General features: G+C 66.9%; 15 protein-coding genes. 8 read left to right on the forward strand and 7 right to left on the reverse strand.

The window, feature by feature from the left end; translation table 11 throughout:
- Positions 1–13: 13 nt before the first annotated feature.
- From DJ029_RS14895 to serS, 4 genes are all read right to left on the reverse strand, one after another.
- Positions 14–1243 carry a M23 family metallopeptidase gene (locus DJ029_RS14895; RefSeq protein ID WP_112323261.1) on the reverse strand — a complete coding sequence of 410 codons (1230 nt, stop codon included), beginning with the start codon at positions 1241–1243 and terminating at the stop codon, positions 14–16.
- An 80-nt stretch (positions 1244–1323) separates the two neighbouring features.
- The gene (locus DJ029_RS14900) at positions 1324–1971 is read right to left on the reverse strand and encodes a protein-L-isoaspartate(D-aspartate) O-methyltransferase (RefSeq protein ID WP_112323262.1); all 648 of its coding nucleotides are present in this window, start codon (positions 1969–1971) and stop codon (positions 1324–1326) included.
- Positions 1968–2756 carry a 5'/3'-nucleotidase SurE gene (surE, locus tag DJ029_RS14905; protein WP_112323263.1) on the reverse strand — a complete coding sequence of 263 codons (789 nt, stop codon included), beginning with the start codon at positions 2754–2756 and terminating at the stop codon, positions 1968–1970. The genes DJ029_RS14900 and surE overlap by 4 nt, the downstream gene beginning before the upstream one ends.
- Positions 2757–2881: 125 nt before the next feature.
- The gene (serS, locus tag DJ029_RS14910; protein ID WP_112323264.1) at positions 2882–4174 is read right to left on the reverse strand and encodes a serine--tRNA ligase; all 1293 of its coding nucleotides are present in this window, start codon (positions 4172–4174) and stop codon (positions 2882–2884) included.
- A 272-nt stretch (positions 4175–4446) separates the two neighbouring features.
- Here serS and yajC point away from each other — a divergent pair, with 272 nt between their 5' ends.
- The 6 genes from yajC to rarD all read left to right on the forward strand — a co-directional run bounded on the left by yajC (position 4447) and on the right by rarD (position 9492).
- A complete protein-coding gene (gene yajC, locus DJ029_RS14915) occupies positions 4447–4785 on the forward strand; it encodes a preprotein translocase subunit YajC (RefSeq protein WP_112323265.1) in 339 nt (112 codons plus the stop codon).
- 9 nt (positions 4786–4794) lie between these two features.
- Positions 4795–6456, forward strand: a complete 1662-nt coding sequence (gene secD, locus DJ029_RS14920; RefSeq protein ID WP_112323266.1) for a protein translocase subunit SecD — start codon at positions 4795–4797, stop codon at positions 6454–6456.
- 2 nt (positions 6457–6458) lie between these two features.
- Positions 6459–7424, forward strand: a complete 966-nt coding sequence (gene secF, locus DJ029_RS14925; RefSeq protein WP_112323267.1) for a protein translocase subunit SecF — start codon at positions 6459–6461, stop codon at positions 7422–7424.
- Positions 7424–7780 carry an Mth938-like domain-containing protein gene (locus DJ029_RS14930; protein WP_112323268.1) on the forward strand — a complete coding sequence of 119 codons (357 nt, stop codon included), beginning with the start codon at positions 7424–7426 and terminating at the stop codon, positions 7778–7780. Before secF ends, DJ029_RS14930 begins: the two co-directional genes overlap by 1 nt.
- Positions 7781–7878: 98 nt before the next feature.
- Positions 7879–8484, forward strand: a complete 606-nt coding sequence (locus DJ029_RS14935) for a superoxide dismutase (protein WP_112323269.1) — start codon at positions 7879–7881, stop codon at positions 8482–8484.
- 114 nt (positions 8485–8598) lie between these two features.
- Positions 8599–9492 (forward strand): EamA family transporter RarD, encoded by an 894-nt coding sequence (rarD, locus tag DJ029_RS14940; protein ID WP_112323270.1) that lies wholly within the window; start codon positions 8599–8601, stop codon positions 9490–9492.
- Here the strand turns inward: rarD and DJ029_RS14945 are convergent.
- Positions 9476–9964 (reverse strand): LOG family protein, encoded by a 489-nt coding sequence (locus tag DJ029_RS14945; protein WP_232823097.1) that lies wholly within the window; start codon positions 9962–9964, stop codon positions 9476–9478. The two genes, rarD and DJ029_RS14945, sit on opposite strands and share 17 nt — an antisense overlap.
- Positions 9965–10165: 201 nt before the next feature.
- Between DJ029_RS14945 and DJ029_RS14950 the strand changes: the two genes are divergently transcribed.
- Together DJ029_RS14950 and DJ029_RS14955 are read left to right on the forward strand one after the other, a co-directional pair.
- On the forward strand, positions 10166–11743 hold the full coding sequence (locus DJ029_RS14950) for a LysM peptidoglycan-binding domain-containing protein (protein WP_112323271.1): 1578 nt from the start codon (positions 10166–10168) through the stop codon (positions 11741–11743).
- Between the two features lie 55 nt (positions 11744–11798).
- Entirely contained in the window at positions 11799–13625 is a 1827-nt protein-coding gene (locus DJ029_RS14955) for an ABCB family ABC transporter ATP-binding protein/permease (protein WP_112323272.1), read from the forward strand.
- A 228-nt stretch (positions 13626–13853) separates the two neighbouring features.
- Here DJ029_RS14955 and DJ029_RS14960 read toward each other — a convergent pair whose 3' ends face one another.
- The gene (locus tag DJ029_RS14960) at positions 13854–17345 is read right to left on the reverse strand and encodes an efflux RND transporter permease subunit (RefSeq protein WP_112323273.1); all 3492 of its coding nucleotides are present in this window, start codon (positions 17343–17345) and stop codon (positions 13854–13856) included.
- Positions 17342–18436 carry an efflux RND transporter periplasmic adaptor subunit gene (locus DJ029_RS14965; protein WP_112323274.1) on the reverse strand — a complete coding sequence of 365 codons (1095 nt, stop codon included), beginning with the start codon at positions 18434–18436 and terminating at the stop codon, positions 17342–17344. Before DJ029_RS14965 ends, DJ029_RS14960 begins: the two co-directional genes overlap by 4 nt.
- Positions 18437–18450: the final 14 nt, after the last annotated feature.

An 18450-nucleotide genomic window follows, 5' to 3' on the forward strand; every position in this document is an offset into this window, starting at 1 on the left:
GCGGCCCTGCGCTTCAGAGGTTCAGGTAGGGGCCGGGGTCCACCGCCGTCGTGCCCTGGCGGACTTCGAAGTGCAGGTTCGGGGTCTTGCCCTCGGCGATCACACCAAGCTTTTGCCCCCGGCTGACCCGGTCGCCCTTTTGCAGGCTGACATCGGTGATCCGGCCATAGACGGTCATCAGGTTTCCGGCGTGGCGTACCAGCACGATCGTGCCGAGCCCGCCCAGCGACTTGGAGATCAGCGCGATCTCCCCCGCTTCGGCGGCGACGACGGGGGTGCCCGCGGCGGCGGCGAAGTCGATGCCCTCGTTCCCGTTCTTCACGCCCGGCTTGTAGGGGTTCAGCACGCTTGCGCCCGCGACCGGCCGCGCCAGTTGCGAGGCCACCGGGGCGGGCGTGGGCGCAGGTTCCGGCTTGGGGGCGGAGGCGGCGGTCCGCTCCGCGCCCAGGTTGGGCGAGGCGGGCACCGCGACGGGGCTCAGGTCCTGGTTCGCGGGCAGCGGCGCCGAGGCGCTTGGCGGCGGGGTGATGTCGGTCGTCGTGCCGGGCGCGTTGGCGGCGGCGGTGCGGGGCAGGCTGTTCGCGCCGTTGATCACCGGGATGAGCAGTTCCTGATTCTGGCGAACCGTCATGTTCCCGTCAAGGCCGTTCCAGGACGCAAGGGCCGTGACCGACACGCCATAGAGCCGCGCGATGGAGAAGGCGGTTTCGCCCGCCTCGACGCGGTGACGGATCGGGTCGATCACCTTGTCGGGCTGGCCGTTCTGGAACGGGTTGACCGCGGTGCCGCGCGGGGCGGTTTCGATTGCACCCGTGGTGATCGCTCCGGTGGACAGGCCACTGGTGGCGATGCCGCCCGAACTGGTCTCGCCAAATAGAGAGGACGCGGTGACCGGGGTGCCGCCGACATCGCGGGGCAGGGCGAAAACCTCGCCCGAGCGGGGGGTATAGGTCAGGGGGACGCCGTTGTGCACGGCGATTTCATCGCCGCTCAGCCCGACGCGTTCGCCCATGGATTGCAGGCTGTCGCCGCGTCGCGCCAGGATCACCTGGCTGGTGGCATAGGTGATGACGCCGCGGCTGTCGGGCTGGGGGCGGGGCAATGTCGGGGCGGCGCCCTCGGCGGGTTTGTCGCCGCCGAACATCGCGGAAAGGGGGCCGGGGCCGTCGCCGCAGGCCGAAAGGCTCAGCGCAAGGGCCACGGCAAGCGCCGGGCGCGCGTGAAATCGGAATCGTTGCGTCATTTGAACCGCCTGTCCATGCTCTGCCGGGGCGCGCCCCCCTTTTCGTGGAAGGTCTTGCCCGAATCCTCAGTCGGGACGGATCAATCTTCGGCCATCCCCTCGATAAGGGGGACGAAACGCACTTCGCCCATGGCCTCGTAATCCAGTCCTGCTTCCGTTTTTACCACTTTCAGCAGGGTTTGCACAGAGTCCGATTGTCCCACGGGCAGCACCATGATGCCCCCGACGCTGAGCTGTGCGAGCAGCGGCGCGGGCGGATCCTCGGCCGCGGCGGTCAGCAAGATTCGGTCGAACGGGGATTGCTCGGGCAGGCCATAGGCCCCGTCCACGGGCATCACCGTGACGTTCGCGCGATCAAGGCTGCGCAGCACCGCCTCGGCGCTGCGGGCCAGGTGGCGATGGCGCTCCGTCGTGTAGACGCGCCGCGCGAGGTGGGACAGCACGGCCGCCTGGTAGCCGGAGCCGGTGCCGATCTCCAGCACCTTGCAGCGTTTGTTCACCTCCAGCGCCTGGGTCATCAGCCCGACGACCGAGGGCTGGGAGATGGTCTGCCCGCCGCCGATGGGTAGGGCCACGTCTTCCCACGCGCGGGCCTTGAACACACCGTCGAGGAAGCGGTCGCGCGGCGTTGCCTCCATCGCCGTCAGCACCGCGTGATCGGTGACGCCGCGCGCACGCAAGGCCAGGACGAACTGCATCCGTGCCTGGGCTTCGGTGTCGATGTTCATCCAAACAGCTCCGTCAATCTGGGCAGGGCCGCGTTGGCGGTCATTTCCGCGCGAAGCGGGGTGACCGTGACGTAGCCGTCCTGGGTTTCGCGTGCGTCGGTGCCTTGTTCCGCCCCGGCGTTGCCGACGCCGCCATGGGTCAGCCAGTAGTACTTGCGCCCGTTCGGCGCGGGCTGGGCCTGCACGCGGAACGGCGGTTCGGGGCGCTTGCCCTGGTGGGTGGTCTTGATGCCCTTCACCTCTGCCGCGGGGCAGGCGGGGAAGTTGAGGTTGTAGAAAACCTCGTACGTCTCGTCGTGCCAGATCGCGCTTTCGATCAGCTTGCGGCAGATCGGCAGCGCGTTGGCGCGGGCCGCCTCGAACGTGTCGTCCAGACGGATGTTGCCGGGGCCGTAATACTGCGAGAGGGCGATGGACTTGATGCCGTGCAGCGCGGCTTCCATCGCGCCCGCGACGGTGCCGGAGTAGATCACGTCCTCGGCCACGTTATGGCCCCGGTTCACGCCGGACAGCACCAGGTCGGGGGGCGTATCGGTCATGATATCGCCAAGCGCGGCGAGGATGCAGTCCGCGGGGGAGCCTTCGACGATGAAGCGGCGCTTTTCCCACTGCTCCATGCGCATGGGGCGGATGTAGGACACGCAGTGGCTTACGGCCGATTGTTCCATGGCCGGGGCGACGACCCAGATTTCGCCGTCCGGCCCTGCAAGATCGGCGGCGAGCGCCTCGGCGACCTTGAGGCCGGGCGCGTTGATACCGTCGTCATTGGTGATGAGAATTCGCATAGTCCTGCCCTTGCCTGTACCGGACAATTACTAGGGCGGGTCTGAATCTGCGTCCAGCGACTGTTGCGAAAGTGGTCCTTGTGTTGCGCGGATGCCGCGCAACACGGGGGCTTGAGGGCGAGGGGTCAGACTAGGACGCCCTCGGCGGTGACGCGGGTCTTGCCGCCGAGGTAGGGGTGCAGGACCTCCGGCAGGTCGATGGAGCCGTCCGCCTGCTGGCCATTCTCGATCACCGCAATCAGGCAGCGCCCGACAGCCAGGCCCGAGCCGTTCAGCGTGTGCACGAATTCCGGCTTCGCCTCGGCCGTGGGGCGGAAGCGGGCGTTCATGCGGCGCGCCTGGAAGGCGCCGGTGGTCGAGCAGGAACTGATTTCGCGGTAGGTGTTCTGACCGGGCAGCCACACCTCGATATCGTGGGTGCGCTCGGCGCCGAATCCCATGTCCCCGGTGCAGAGCACGATGGTGCGATAGGGCAGGTTCAGCGCCTCGAGGATGCCTTCGGCGCAGGCGGTCATGCGGTCGAGTTCCGCGCGGCTGTCCTCGGGTCGGGTGATGGAGACCATCTCCACCTTTTCGAACTGGTGCTGGCGCAGCATGCCGGTGGTGTCCTTCCCGGCACTGCCCGCTTCCGAGCGGAAGCACTGGGTGTGCGCGGTCATGCGGATCGGCAGCTGGTCGGCGGACAGGATTTCGCCCGCGACCGAGTAGGTCAGCGGCACCTCGGACGTGGGCACAAGCCACCAGCCGTTGGTCGTCTGGTAGCTGTCGTCCCCGAACTTCGGCAGCTTGTCGGTGCCGAGCATCGCATCCTCGCGCACCAGCACGGGGACCCAGGTTTCGGTCAGCCCATTCTTGTCGATATGGGTGTCGAGCATGAACTGCGCCAGCGCGCGGTGCACCCGGGTCATGGCGCCCTTGAGCATGACGAAACGGCTTCCGGAAATCTTGGCCGCGGTCTGGAAGTCCAGTCCTTCGGCCGCGCCCGCCACGTCGAAATGTTCCTTGGGGTCGAAATCGAAGTCGCGCGGCGTACCCCAGCGCTTCAGCTCGACGTTGTCATCCTCGTCCTTGCCGTCGGGTACTTCGTCGAGCGGGATGTTGGGCAGGGTCAGCAGCACCTGGTCGAGCTGTTCCTGCTCGATCCGGGCCTTTTCCTCAAGCTCGGCCTGTTCCTGCTTCTTGTCGGCCATCAACTGACGCAGGCGCTCGAACTCGGCGTCGTCGCCGCGGGCCTTGGCGGCGCCGATTTCCTTAGAGGCGCGGTTGCGCTCGGCCTGCGCGGCCTCGGCCCGCTGGATCGCCTCGCGGCGGTGGGTGTCGATGGCGAGGATGTCCGCGGCCCAGCCTTCCTCGCCCCGGCGGGCGAGGGCGGCGTCGAACGCCTCGGGGTTTTCGCGGATGAAGCGGATGTCATGCATGGGACGCGTGCCTTCGGGGCTGATTCAACTGGCGGCTCTATGACATATTCCGAGACGGTAAAAAAGCGGTGACCAGGCGGGGGTGCCTCTGGCGGGGGCCGGTGCGTGAACGGGCGGGCGGGAAACAGGAAAATTCGCGGCTGCTGCTTTACCTCACCCCTCAGGGCGCATAGGTACACCCAACCTTGCCAAGGCAGGGGCGGGCCCGTAGGGTTCGCGCGTTTTCGCAAAAGGGGCCGGTGCAACGGTCCGCACAGTCAAAGGACCATAGCATGTTTGCATCCCCCGCATATGCCCAGGCCGCCGGTGGTGGCGCCGGAGCCGGGCTTGCCGGTTTCATTCCCATCATCCTGATCTTCGGGATCATGTACTTCCTGATGATCCGCCCGCAGCAGAAGAAGATGAAGCAGCATGCCGCCATGGTCGCCGCATTGCGCCGTGGCGACCAGGTCGTCACCCAGGGCGGGCTGATCGGCAAGGTCACCAAGGTCAAGGACGACGCCAACGAGGTCGAGGTCGAGCTGGCCCCCGACGTCAAGGTGCGTGTTGTCCGCGCGACCATCGCGCAGGTGATGAACAAGACGGAACCCGCGGAAGCGGACAAGAAATAAGGGCGCAGCATGCTCCAGTTTCCGGCATGGAAGTCGGTGATGATCTCGCTTGTCTGCCTGGCAGGCATCGTCTTCACCCTTCCCAATGGCTTTTACAACCGAGTTGAGCAGGCCAACGACGCCCGGATCCTGCTGGAGCAGGGGCAGCTGCTGACCCCCGAGGAAGAGGCGGCCGTCGCAGGATGGCCGTCCTGGGCGCCCTCGGGGCTTGTGAACCTTGGCCTCGACCTGCGGGGCGGTGCGCACCTGCTGGTCGAGGTGCGGGTCGAGGACGTCTACGCCGAGCGTCTGGAAGGGCTGTGGCCCGACCTCCGCGACGCGCTGCGCGAGCGGCGCGATACGGTGGGCACCATCCGCCGGGTGGAGCGGGACCCGACCGAGCTGCGCGTGCGCATCGGCAACCCCGAGGCGATGCAAGCCGCCCTTGAGGCGGCACAGGGGCTGACGCAGCCCGTCGTCTCGCTGACCGGCGTGACCAGCCGCAACTACGATGTGCGCGCCGAGGGCGACGAACTGGTCGTGGTGATGTCGGATGCGGAAAAGACCGCCACCGATAATCGCACCATGCAGCAGAGCCTTGAAATCATTCGCCGCCGCGTGGACGAAACCGGCACCCGCGAACCCACCATCCAGCGCCAGGGCACCGACCGGATCCTGATCCAGGTGCCCGGCATCGGCTCCGCCGAGGAGCTGATGGCGATCATCGGGCAGACCGCGAAGCTGACCTTCCACGAGGTGGAGCGCCGAGTCAGCTCCGCGAACGAGGTCGCGCCGGGCGCGATCGTGCTACCCTCGATGGATGAACAGGGCATCTATTACGTCCTGGGCCGCCGCCCCATCGTGTCGGGCGAGGACCTTGTGGACGCGCAGCCCGCGTTCGACCAGAACGGCCGCCCCTCGGTCACCTTCCGCTTCAATCCTTCGGGCGCGCGCAAGTTCGGCGAGTACACCACCAACAACGTCGGCCGCCTGTTCGCCACGGTGCTGGACGGCGAGGTGATCACCGCGCCCCAGATCCGTGAGCCGATCACCGGCGGCAGCGGCCAGATCACCGGGAACTTCAACGTCGAGGAATCGACCCGCCTGGCGATCCTGCTGCGCGCGGGCGCGCTGCCGGCGGAAATCGAGGTGCTGGAACAGCGCACCGTCGGCCCGGAACTGGGCCAGGACAGCATCGACGCCGGGCGCATCGCTTGTATCGTCGCCTTCGTGGCGGTGATGGTGTTCATGGTGCTCAGCTACGGGCTGTTCGGCATTTTCGCCAATATCGCGCTGATCCTGAACGTCGCGCTGATGTTCGCGATCCTGTCGGTCATGGGCGCAACGCTGACGCTGCCCGGCATCGCGGGGATCGTGCTGACCATCGGCATGGCGGTGGACGCCAACGTGCTGGTGTTCGAGCGGATCCGCGAGGAACTGAGAACATCCAAGGGGCCGGCGCGCGCGATCGAGCTGGGCTATGAGAAGGCGTTGTCGGCCATCACCGATGCCAACATCACCACCTTCATCACCGCCGTGATCCTGTTCGCCATGGGCTCCGGCCCGGTGCGCGGCTTCGCGGTAACGCTGGGGATCGGGATCGTCACCTCGGTCTTCTCGGCAATCTTCGTGACCCGGATGCTGGTCGCGTGGTGGTACGGGCGCACGCGCCCCAAGACGATCGAGGTCTGATCATGCGGCTGAGACTGGTTCCCCAGGAAACCAACTGGGATATCTTCGCGCGCTGGAAGCTGTGGCTCGGGATTTCCGGGATGCTGATGGTTGTCGCTTTCGCGTCGTTCATGCTGCAAGGGCTGAACTACGGTATCGACTTCCGCGGTGGCACCACGATCCGCACGGATGCCGAGGCGCCGGTGGACGTTGGCGCTTATCGCGACGCGCTGGTGGACCTGGAACTTGGCGACGTGTCGATCACCGAGATCTTCGATCCGTCCTTCGATGCGGATCAGCATGTCGCGATGATTCGCATCCAGGCACAGGAAGACCAGGAAAGCGTTTCCGCCGAGGTGACCCAGCAGGTGCTGGTCGAGTTGCAGCAGGTGGACCCGACGCTGGTCTTCGCGTCGGTCGAATCCGTCGGGCCCAAGGTTTCGGGCGAGCTGATCACGGCGGCGGTCATCGCCGTGTCGCTCGCCATCGGCGCGGTGCTGTTCTACATCTGGCTGCGCTTCGAGTGGCAGTTCGCGCTTGGCGCGGTGCTGGCGCTTGTGCATGACGTGCTGCTGACGATCGGCATCTTCTCGGAACTTCAGATCCGCTTCGATCTGGCAATCATCGCCGCGCTTCTGACCATCGTGGGCTATTCGCTGAACGATACCGTGGTCGTCTTCGACCGGGTGCGCGAGAACCTGCGCCGCTTCAAGAAGGCGCCGCTGTCCGAAGTCCTGAACCGCTCGATCAACGAAACGCTGAGCCGGACGTTCATGACCTCCGTCACCACGCTGCTGGCGCTGGTGTCGCTGTTCGTGCTGGGCGGGGACGTGATCCGGGGCTTCGTCTTCGCGATGATCTGGGGCGTGATCGTGGGGACCTATTCCTCGATCTTCGTCGCCTCGGCGGTGTTGCTGTACCTTGGGGTTGACCGTGACACGGACGAAAAGTCCAAGGCGGGAACCCAGTTCGCGGACATCGACGCGTGATGAAGCTGACCGAGGTCACATTCCAGGCCGGCCAGCCGGTGGAGGGATACGGCCCCGGCTTCTTCCGACTGGGCGAGCAGGCGCACGAAGGGCCGCTGCTGATTCTGCCCGGCGGCGTCGTTGACGGGTGGAGCGGCCTTTCGGATACCGAGGCGCTGATCGGCGCGCGCGCGGACTACGACGTGCTGCTGATCGGCGTCGGTGCGGAGATCGCGCCGCTGCCCGGCGAGGCGCGGCGCGCCCTTGACGCGGCGGACATTCCCTATGACGTGATGGGCACCGGCCCGGCGCTCAGAACCTACAACGTGCTTCTGGCCGAGGAGCGCCGCGTCGCGCTGGCGGTGCTTCCGGTCTGAACCGATTGCAATAATTTGGGTTTTGGAACCTTTCAAGATCACCAGCGGTTCTATATGAAACCCATGAAGACTGCCCCACAAGAGGAGAGGATCCCGAGATGGCTTTTGAACTTCCAGCACTTCCCTATGCCCATGACGCGCTTGCGGACAACGGCATGTCCAAGGAAACGCTCGAGTATCACCACGACCTGCACCACAAGGCTTACGTCGACAACGGCAACAAGCTGATCGCGGGCACCGAGTGGGACGGCAAGTCCCTTGAGGAGATCATCAAGGGCACCTACGACGCCGGCGCCGTCGCGCAGAACGGTATCTTCAACAACATCAGCCAGCTCTGGAACCACAACCAGTTCTGGGAAATGATGGGCCCGGGCAAATCCGCCATGCCGTCCGAGCTGGAAAGCCGCCTGAAGGAAGCCTTCGGCTCGGTCGACAAGTTCAAGGAAGAATTTTCGGCCGCCGGTGCGGGCCAGTTCGGCTCCGGCTGGGCATGGCTGGTGGCGGAAGCCGACGGCACGCTGAAGGTCACCAAGACCGAAAACGGCGTGAACCCGCTGTGCTTCAACCAGACCGCGCTGCTGGGCTGTGACGTGTGGGAGCATTCCTACTACATCGACTTCCGCAACAAGCGCCCGGCTTACCTGACCAACTTCCTGGACAACCTGGTGAACTGGGAAAACGTCGCCTCGCGCCTGCCGGGCTGACGCCGACTTTCATGACGCTCAAGGGTCCCTCGCACAGCCATGCGGGGGGCCCTTTTTCGTGGCGGCTCGACTTCCCCCGATGGGCGGCGTAGGGGAGGCCGAGGAGGGTCCGTCATGAGCGACAGTCTGAAGGGCGTGGGCGCCATGGTGCTGTGTTGCAGCCTGTGGGGAGTCTCGGCGCTCTATTTCGCCGCGCTGCGCCATGTCCCGGTGGGCGAGGTGCTGTCCCACCGGATGCTGTGGAGCGGGCTATTCCTGAGCGCCGTGGTGGCCCTGTCGCCCCGCCTGCGCCGCGAACTTCCCGAGCTGTTCACCCGCCGGACCGGCACCCGGATCATCGCCAGCGCTGCACTGATCACCTGCAACTGGGGGCTTTACGTCTGGGCGGTGCAGATCGGGCGCGCGACGGATGCGAGCCTTGGCTACTACATCTTTCCGCTGCTGGCCGCCTTCCTTGGCTACCTGCTGTTCGGCGAGCGGTTTACCCGCTGGCAGAAACTGGCGATCGGCTGCGCGCTGCTGGCGGTGGTGATCCTGACGCTGGGCCTTGGCCGGTTGCCGTGGATCGCTGTGGCGCTGGCCAGCACCTTCGCGCTTTACGGGGTGGTGAAGAAGACGCTGAAAGTCTCGTCCTTCCTGTCGGTCACGGCGGAGATCTGGCTGGTCTCGCCCTTTGCCGCCGCCTACCTCGCGTGGCGCTGGGGCGGGGGCAAGCTGGTGGCGGGCAGCCTGCCGGACATGGGGATGCTGATGCTGTCCGTCGTGTTCACCGGGCTGCCGCTGATCTTCCTCAGCTACGCCTCGCAGCGGGTGAACTATGCGACACTGGGCCTGCTGCAATATATGAACCCCACCTTGCAGGCGGCGGTGGCCGTGCTGCTGCTGCACGAGCCTTTCGGCCCGGTGCAGGCGGTGGCGTTCGGGCTGATCTGGCTGGGCGTCGCGCTGTTCGCGTCCGATGTCCTTGTGCAACGCCGCCGCCGGGCGGCGGTTATCGCGCCCGGCTGAGTTCGGCGAGCGTCCCCTCGACGCTGTCCACCACGCGGAACAGCGACAAGAACGAGGCATCGGCGAAGCCGTTCGCGACCTGGTGCTCGATCAGCGCGATCAGCGGGTCCCAGTAGCCGTCGATGTTCAGCACAACGATGGGCTTGCTGTGCAGGCCGAGCTGCGCCCAGGTCATCACCTCGAACAATTCGTCCAGCGTGCCGGGGCCGCCGGGCAGGGTGACGATGGCGTCGGCGTTCATGAACATGACTTTCTTGCGTTCGTGCATGTTCTCGGTCACGACGAAGCGGGTCAGGTCGCGTTTGCCGACCTCTTTGCTCATCAGGTGCACGGGGATCACGCCGAAGGTTTCGCCCCCCGATTTTTGCGCGGCGCGGGCGGTCTGGCCCATCAGCCCCACGTCGCCTGCGCCGTAAACCAGGCGATGCCCGGCATCGGCCAGCGCGGTGCCGAGCGCATCGGCTGCGGCCATGTAGGCGGGCGACGCGCCGGGGCGTGAGCCACAGAAAACACAAACGGACAGCGGGGGCGTGGCGGATGACGGCACGACAGCTCCTTCTTGTAAACTTTGATCGTTTCGCGCATTTTGACGGGGTTGTCGCGGAAAGGCGAGTGTTTCCGACAGTTTGCCGGCAATCCCTGCCACGACCCGACGATACCGCGGAGAATTGACATGTCAGACCAGCATTCGCCAGAGTCGAATCCTTCGGCGAAACCCAAGCGCCGGTTGATCGGGCCGGGGACGATTCTGGCTGCGGTGGTTCTTGTGGTCTTCGTTTTCGGCTTTGTACAGGTGGTCAACCGGATGCCCGGATTGACGGGCCGTTTCGCGCCGAACGAGCCGCCGCAGATCACCGTGCCGCCGGAGGCCCCGGCCACCGCGACCGCGCCGACAAGCGCGCCCGAAACCGGTTCCGCTGAGCAGGCGGCGGCATCGCCCGAGCCAGATTCAGCGGGAACGGCCCCCGATGCCGGGGAATCGGCGCGGGACATGGCGGTTGAGGCACCGGCGGATGACGCTGCCCCCGCGGAACCCGAGTTTGCGGCCGCCCCGTCGGAAGATTCGCAGGATACCGCGCAATCGGCGCCCAAGGACGCTGGCGCCCCGGTGGTGGAGCCGGAACCCGGGCAGGAGGCCGCGTCAGCGGCCGACACAACGGCCCCTGTGGCCAGCGGTGCGCCGTCCACCGGCGGCACGCCAGCGGAGGCAGGCGAGGGCGCTGCACCCGCCGCGCCCGGCATGGCGGAGGTGGTTGCGATCGCCCCGGCGCCGGAGGTTTCGAGCGATGACGCCGCCGGGACTGCTTTGGAAGAGGCTGCGGCGCCAACTGTGGCCACACCTGAGACGCCGGTTGAAGCCCCGGATGCGGCCACGGTTGAAACCGCGGCAGCCCCAGACGCGACCGCGGCAGAGGCAGAGGGCGATGACGCCCCGGCGGCGGCGATGATCGAGCCGACGTTCGATATCATCCGCATCGACGCCACCGGCGCGGGCCTCGTGGCCGGGCGAGCCGAGCCCGGCGCCACCGTCGAGATCTTCGCCGGGGGAACCGAGCCTCTCGCCCGGGTCGAGGCGTCGCTCACCGGGGAATTCGTGGCGTTCATTCAGACCCCCCGTCAGGACGAGGGACAGGTGCTGTCGCTCAGCGCCGCGCTCGGGGCCAGCGCGGTGGCCAGCGAACAGACGATGCTTGTGCTGCCGACTGACAGCGACACCGACGAAGCGCCGCTGATCGTCAGCGCGGAGGCGGGCGAAGTGCGCGTCGTGCAGCCCTCCGTGCTTGGCAAGGTCGATGGCGTCACGCTCGACACCATCAGCTACGACGAGGCGGGCGCGGTGAAGCTTGCCGGGCGCGCCGCCGGGGACGGGCCGATCCGCATCTACATGGACGGCGCGCCGGTCGGCGCGGCCGAGGCCAGCGCGGGGGGCACCTGGGACGCCACCCTCGACGCGGTGAAAGAGGGGCGCTACATCCTGCGCATCGATGCGCTGAACGCGGATGGCTCGGTGTCGAGCCGTGCGGAAAGCCCGTTCCAGCGGGTGTTCCTGACCGATGCGCAGCGCGCCAATCGCGCGCAGATCACGGTGCAGCCGGGCAATACCCTGTGGGTGATGGCGCGGGATCGCTATGGCTCAGGCTTCCTCTATACCCAGATCTTCCAGGCCAATTCCGATGCGATCCGCGACCCGGACCTGATCTATCCGGGCCAGATCTTCACGCTGCCGGCTGAAGAAGACTTCCAGCGCTGACTTGGATTGCCGGCGCTGAGGGCCTACCTGTTGAGGCCATGCAGAAAGAGTCCCGATGAGTGAATCTTCCAACATTGCCAAGGCGGAGCGGCGAGGCGCGTTGCGCACGATCCGCCGGGTGATCCCCTATCTCTGGCCCGAGGGGCAGACCTGGGTAAAGGTGCGCGTGGTCCTGGCGCTGCTGGCGCTGGTCGCGGGCAAGGTGGCCACCGTGTCCGTCCCGGCGTTCTTCGGCGCCGCCGTCGACGGTCTGAGCCCTGAGGGGGCCTCGGCGGACACCGCGATCCTGCTCATCTCCTCCTCGGTGGGGCTGGTGCTGGCTTACGGGGCGATGCGCCTGGCGGGGGTGGGGTTCAACCAGTTGCGCGACGCGGTCTTCGCGCGGGTCGGCCAGCGCGCCCTGCGCCAACTGGCGTTGGAGACGTTCCGCCATATACATGCGCTGTCGCTGCGTTATCACATCACGCGCAAGACCGGGGGGCTCAGTCGGATCATCGAACGCGGGGTGAAGGGCGTGGAGTTCCTGCTGCGCTTCCTTCTGTTTTCCATTGGCCCGCTGGCGCTGGAACTGGCGATGGTCTGCGGCATCTTCGCCTTTGCCTTCGGCATCTCGTACCTCGGCGTCGTGGCGCTGACCATCGCGCTTTACATCTGGTTCACCTTCGCGGTGACCGAGTGGCGGGTGAAGATCCGCCGCCGGATGAACGAGGAGGATACCAACGCCAACCAGAAGGCGATCGACAGCCTGCTGAACTTCGAGACGGTGAAGTACTTCAGCGCCGAGGAGCGGGAGGCGCAGCGCTACGACCAGTCGATGCAGGGCTACGAGGCGATGGCGGTGAAGACCTCGCTCAGCCTTGCGGGGCTGAACTTCGGACAGGCGTTCCTGATAACCTCGGGGCTGGTCGGGGTCATGGTGCTGGCCGCGCTCGGGGTGCAGGATGGCAGCATGACGGTGGGGCAGTTCGTGATGGTGAACGCCTACATGGTGCAGATCACCATGCCGCTGAACTTCCTTGGCACGGTCTACCGCGAAATCCGCCAGAGCCTGGTGGACATGGGCGAGATGTTCGACCTGCTGGACGTGAATCCCGATGTCGCCGACCGCCCCGGCGCGGTGCCGCTGGAGGTGCGCGGCGGGCGGATCGCCTTCGAGGACGTCGATTTCGGTTATGACGGCGAGCGGCCGATCCTGCGCGGGCTGTCCCTGACGGTGGAGGCGGGGCAGACCGTGGCCGTCGTCGGGCCCTCCGGCTCGGGCAAGTCGACGATCGGGCGGCTGCTGTTCCGCTTCTACGACGTGGACGGCGGGCGGCTGTGCATCGACGGGCAGGACGTGCGCGACGTGACCCAGGTCAGCCTGCGCGGGCAGATCGGCGTCGTGCCCCAGGATACGGTGCTGTTCAACGACACCATCGGCTACAACATCGCCTATGGCCGCCCCGGCGCGACCCAAGCTGAGGTGGAAGCGGCGGCACGGGCGGCGCAGATCCATGATTTCATCACTTCGCTGCCCGATGGTTATGACACCACGGTTGGCGAGCGGGGGTTGAAACTGTCCGGGGGCGAGAAGCAGCGCGTCGGGATCGCGCGCACGCTCTTGAAGAACCCGCCGATCCTGTTGCTGGACGAGGCGACCTCGGCGCTGGACAGCGAGACGGAGCAGGACATCCTGGAAAGCCTGCGCGCCATGGGGCGCGGGCGCAGCGTCATCACCATCGCGCATCGGTTGTCGACTGTGGTTCATGCGGACCAGATCATCGTCCTGGAGAAGGGCGAGGTTGCCGAGCGCGGCACCCATGACGAGTTGCTGGCCCTGGGGGGCAAATACGCGCGGATGTGGGATCGCCAGCAGGCGGGCGAGGAAGAAGCGGCGGCCTGAGGACGGGCCCCGCCCGCCAGGGCGTAGGCGTCGTTCTTGCGTGGGCGTTTGGCGCAGGTGTCGGTATGGCGACGGCCCGGACCGGCCCTTCCAAGGCCGGAGCGCTGCCCGCGCGGTGGATATTTGGAGACTTTGGAGTTTGGGCGTGACGCCCAGCCGTGCGGGCGGCTGGGCGGGGTGTTTATCGGTGTCGCCGCGCGGCCCCGGTGGCGGGGCCGCGCGGTTGGTTCATTCGGCCGCGCGGGGCGGCTGGTTGGCCAGGGACATCGGGCGGGGGGCCGTGTCCCACTCGATATCCTCTGCCGGCGCGCGGTGGATCGCTTTTTCCAGCGCGAGGTCGCGGCGCAGGGCGCTTTCGTCGCTGCGGAGCAGCGCGAGCGCGCGCATGGCCGCGCCATAGGCCCCGCGCGTCGCCCAGACCCGCACCGCGAGCAGGGCCGGGGTCACCACCAGCGTCAGCACCGTTGCGAGTCCGAGGCCGAAGACCACCGCCGTGGCCAGCTGTTTCCACCAGAGCGAGGTGGGGCTGTCGATCGTGTAGCCGCCGTTCACGAAGTCCACCGACAGGCCCAGCATCATCGGCGTGAGGCCGGCCATGGTGGTGGTCGTGGTCAGCAGGACCGGGCGGATCCGTGCCTCGGCGGTGCGGGTGATCGCCTCCAGCCGTGGCATGTAGCGCGCGTATTCCTGGTAGGTGTCGATCAGAACGATGTTGTTGTTCACCACGATCCCCGCCAGCGCGACGATCCCCGTGCCGGTCATGATGACCGAGAAGGGCTGGCCCATGACCAGCATCCCGATCAGGGAGCCGGCGACCGAGAACACCACCGCCAGCAGCACCAGCACGGAGTTGTAGATCGAGTTGAACTGCGCCAGCAGGATCACGAACATCAGCCCCAGCGCCCCGGCGAAGGCCTTGGCGAGGAACTGGAAGCTTTCCTCCTGGTCTTCCTGCTCGCCCGTCCATTCCCAGGACACGCTGGCTGGCAGGGGGCTTTCGGCCTCAAGCCACTCGGTCAGCTTGCCGATCTCGGCCGTGGGGTTCTGCCCCTCGGTCACGTCGGCCTTGATGTCGAAATAGCGTTCGCTGTCGATCCGGTCGATCTGTGCGAGCTTCGGCACCGGCTTGCGTGAGATGAAGTTCGACAGCGGCACCAGCCCGACGTTCGTGCGCACCCGGAGTGTGTCGAGGGTGGAGAGCACGCGGTCCTTTTCGGGCAGGCGCACGCGGATGTCGATTTCATCGTCCGAGCTTTCCACGCGCATGGTGTCGAGGGTCAGGCCTCGGGTGACCAGCTGCACCATTGCCCCGACCGTGGCGACATCGGCGCCGTAGCGTCCGGCAGCTTCCACGTCCACGTCGATCTGCCAGTCGATGCCGGGCAGGGGGCGGGTGTCTTCGATGTTGGTAAGCGTCTCGGTCGCTTCGAAGTGGTCGCGCACGATGCCGGTCGCGTCCAGCAGGTCCTGCCAGTCGCTGCCCTTGAGGCGCAGGAACACCGGCTTGCCCTGGGGCGGGCCCTGGGCGAGTTCCTGAAGCTCCGCCTCGATCCCAGGCACTTTCTCCAGTTCGGCGTTGACCACGGCCAGGATGGACGAGCCCTTGCCCGCCTCGCCCTGGTCGTAGCGGGTGGCCCAGGGGTCAAGCTCGATCTGGACCTGGCCGATGGTGTCGCTGGGCCCGCCAGCGCCGGGGCCCTGGGTCAGCCCGCCGCTGCCGGCGAAGGCGAAGACCGAGTCCACGCCGGGCTGTTCGAGGATGATCTGCTCCACCTCGCGCACCAGTTCGTCCTTTTCGGCAAGGCTGAGGTTGCCGCGCGCGCGCACGTAGGCGATGGCGCGCTCCGGCTCGGTTTCCACGAAGAACTCCACGCCGTTGTTGTTTTCCCCGAAGTAGCCGAAGACGCTGATCACGAAGAAGATGACGGCGGCGACGGACACGAAGGGCATGACCGGGTTGCCCGCGATCAGGAAGATCAGCCGCCCGAAGGGGCTGCGGCGGTAGCCTGCGCGCGCCGTCTTTTCCTTCGGGGCAGGCAGCAGCGCGCCGCCGAACAGCGACAGGCCGAGCCAGCTTGCCAGGAACAGGACCGCGCCGGGCAGGATCTGCGCGCCGCCCGGGGCGAAGAGCATCAGGAACCCCTGGTAGAGCCCCGCGAGCGGGATCAGCGTCAGCACGGCGCGCGCCATCAGCGGCAGGGAGTTGCGCAGCGCCGTGGTGCCCCGGTTGAGCGCGCGCGACATGCGCCCGGCGACGCCGCCGACCACCGGCAGGTAGATCAGCGCCACGATCAGCGAGGCGAAGAGCACGAAGATCAGGGTCACGGGCAGCGCGCCCATGAACTCGCCCGCCACCCCCGGCCAGAACAGCATCGGCAGGAAGGCGCAGAGCGTCGTCGCGGTGGAGGAGATGATCGGCCAGAACATGCGCTTGGCCGCCTCGCGGTAGGCGGTCATCGGGCCGGTGCCGGAGCGGATGCGCTTGTCGGCGTATTCCACCACCACGATGGCCCCGTCCACCAGCATGCCCACGGCCAGGATCAGGCCGAACATCACGATGTTGGAGATCGAGATCTCGAACACCGCAAGGGTGGCGAAACACAGAAGGAAGGACGTCGGGATCGCGAAGCCGACAAGCAGCGCGGAGCGCACGCCAAGGGCGGAGAGCACGACGATCATCACCAGCGCGATGGCCGTCAGCACCGAGGCTTCGAGCTGGCTGACCATCGAGGCCACCTCTTTCGAGGTGTCCATGGAGAAGTTGACCGTGATCGCGTTCTGCAATTCCTGCGGCCATTCGGCGACGGATTTCTCGACCCGTTCGCGCACCTCGGCGGCGGTGTCGATCACGTTGAAGCCCTTGCGCTTGGAAACCTGCAACGCGAAGGTCGTCTCGCCGTTGTAGCGCGCGGTGCTTTCGGCATCCTCGAAGGTCAGGCGGATGTCGGCCAGGTCGCCAAGGCGGATCAGCCGGTCACCGTTGACCTTCACGGGCAGGTCCATCACGTCCTGCGGGCTGTCGAAGGCCGAGGGGATCTTGACGGAGAAGGCGCCGGTCGCGCCCTCCACCTCGCCCGCGGCGATCAGCTGGTTGTTGTTGCGCACCACGTTGACCAGTTCGCCCGCGGTGACGTTGTAGGCCTCCAGCTTCAGCGGATCGATCAGCACCTCGACCATTTCGTCGCGCCCGCCGGCAAGGGCCGCTTGCAACACCGGGGCCAGGCTTTCGACGTCGTCCTTCAATTCCTTGATGACGCGGATCAAAGTGCGTTCGGGCACCTCTCCGGAGAGGGAGACGACGAGGATCGGGATTTCCGAGAAGTTCAGCTCGTTTATCGAGTACTGGTCCGCGCCATCGGGAAAGCGCGCCTCGGCGTTGTTCATCGCGTCGCGCGCTTCGGCCAGGGTGGCCTGCTTGTCCCAGCCGAATTCGAACTCCAGGAAGATCCCGGCATAGCTTTCGGAGGCTACGGCGGTCATCTTGTCCAGCCCGTCGAGGTCGCGCAGCTCCTGCTCCATCGGTTTCACGAGCAGCTTCTCGCTGTCCTCGGCGGAAATGCCGGGGAAGGGGACCGAGATGAACAGCGCCGGGATCTCGATATCGGGCTCGCCTTCCTTGGGCAGCCCGACATAGGCGAAGGCCCCGGCCGCGATGGACAGGACAACGAAGGCGAGGATCATCCGCGCCCGTGAGGACGCCCAGTCGACGATGCCGGTCATTGGGACGCCTCTCTGTAGGTCGGGATGATCGGCCGGCCGTCACGGACGAAGTCCTGGCCGACGACGATCACGTCCGCTTTTTCCGGCAGCCCGCCCACCCAGACGCCGCGCGCATCGTCGCGGATCAGGGTGACGGGCATGAAGCGGGCGCGCCCGTCCTCGGCCGTGCGCACGCCCAGGATGCCATCGTCGTTCAGCGTCAGCGCGGATTGCGGCAGCAGGTGGCCGGTTTCGCCCTCCAGCCCGATCAGGATCTCGGCGGTGACGCCGTCGCGGATCGAGCGGTCGGGGTTGGGCACCTGGACTTCGACGCGGAAGGTGCGCGTGATCTCGTCCGCCGAGCGGGACAGAAACGTCACCTGGCCCGAGAGCACCTGGCCGGTGACCAGCCGCGCCCCGGCGGGGCTGCCGACGGTGAGCTTCTCGATATCCTGCTCGGGCACGAAGCCGACCAGCACGATCGGATCGAGCGAGATCAGCGTGGCGCAGGCGCCGCCCGGCTGCATCAGCTCACCCAGTTCGGCGGTGTTGGTTTCCAGCAGGCCATCGAAGGGGGCGGTGATGGTCAGCCGGTCGAGTTCCGTCTGAGCCTGTTCCACGCGCGCCTGCGCGCTTTGCAGCGCGGCCTGCTTGGTGATGGTGTCGGTTTCGGCTGAAAAGCCGCGCTCGGCCAGTTGCTGGGAGGTGCGCAGCTGCGTCTCTGCCTCGCGCAGGCGGGCCTGTGCCTCGGCCAGCGACGCTTCACGCGTGCCGGGCGCGAGTTCGCACAGCGTGTCGCCGCTGGCGATGCGCGTGCCCTTGGCGATCGGCTCGGAGATGACGAGGCCGGTCGTCTCGGCGCGAATCTGCACCTTGCGCGCGGCTTCCGTGCGCCCCGACAGCACGATGCCGCTTTGTACCGGCGCGGCGCGCGAACTCATGACCACGACCGAGACCGGCCCGTCCGCGCTGCCCACCGGCGGCGGCGCGGCCTGTTCTTCCGCCTCTGGCGCGGCGCCATTTGCGAACGCGGTCAGCGCGTCGCGTTCAAGAATAACCGCGTAAAGGGCAAGTGCCACCAGAAGGGCGGTGAGCAGAGGCAGGAATCGCATTGGTCCGTCCGTTC

Origin of the sequence: Oceanibium sediminis, assembly GCF_003265325.1 — a bacterium.
GTDB lineage: Bacteria > Pseudomonadota > Alphaproteobacteria > Rhodobacterales > Rhodobacteraceae > Halovulum > Halovulum sediminis.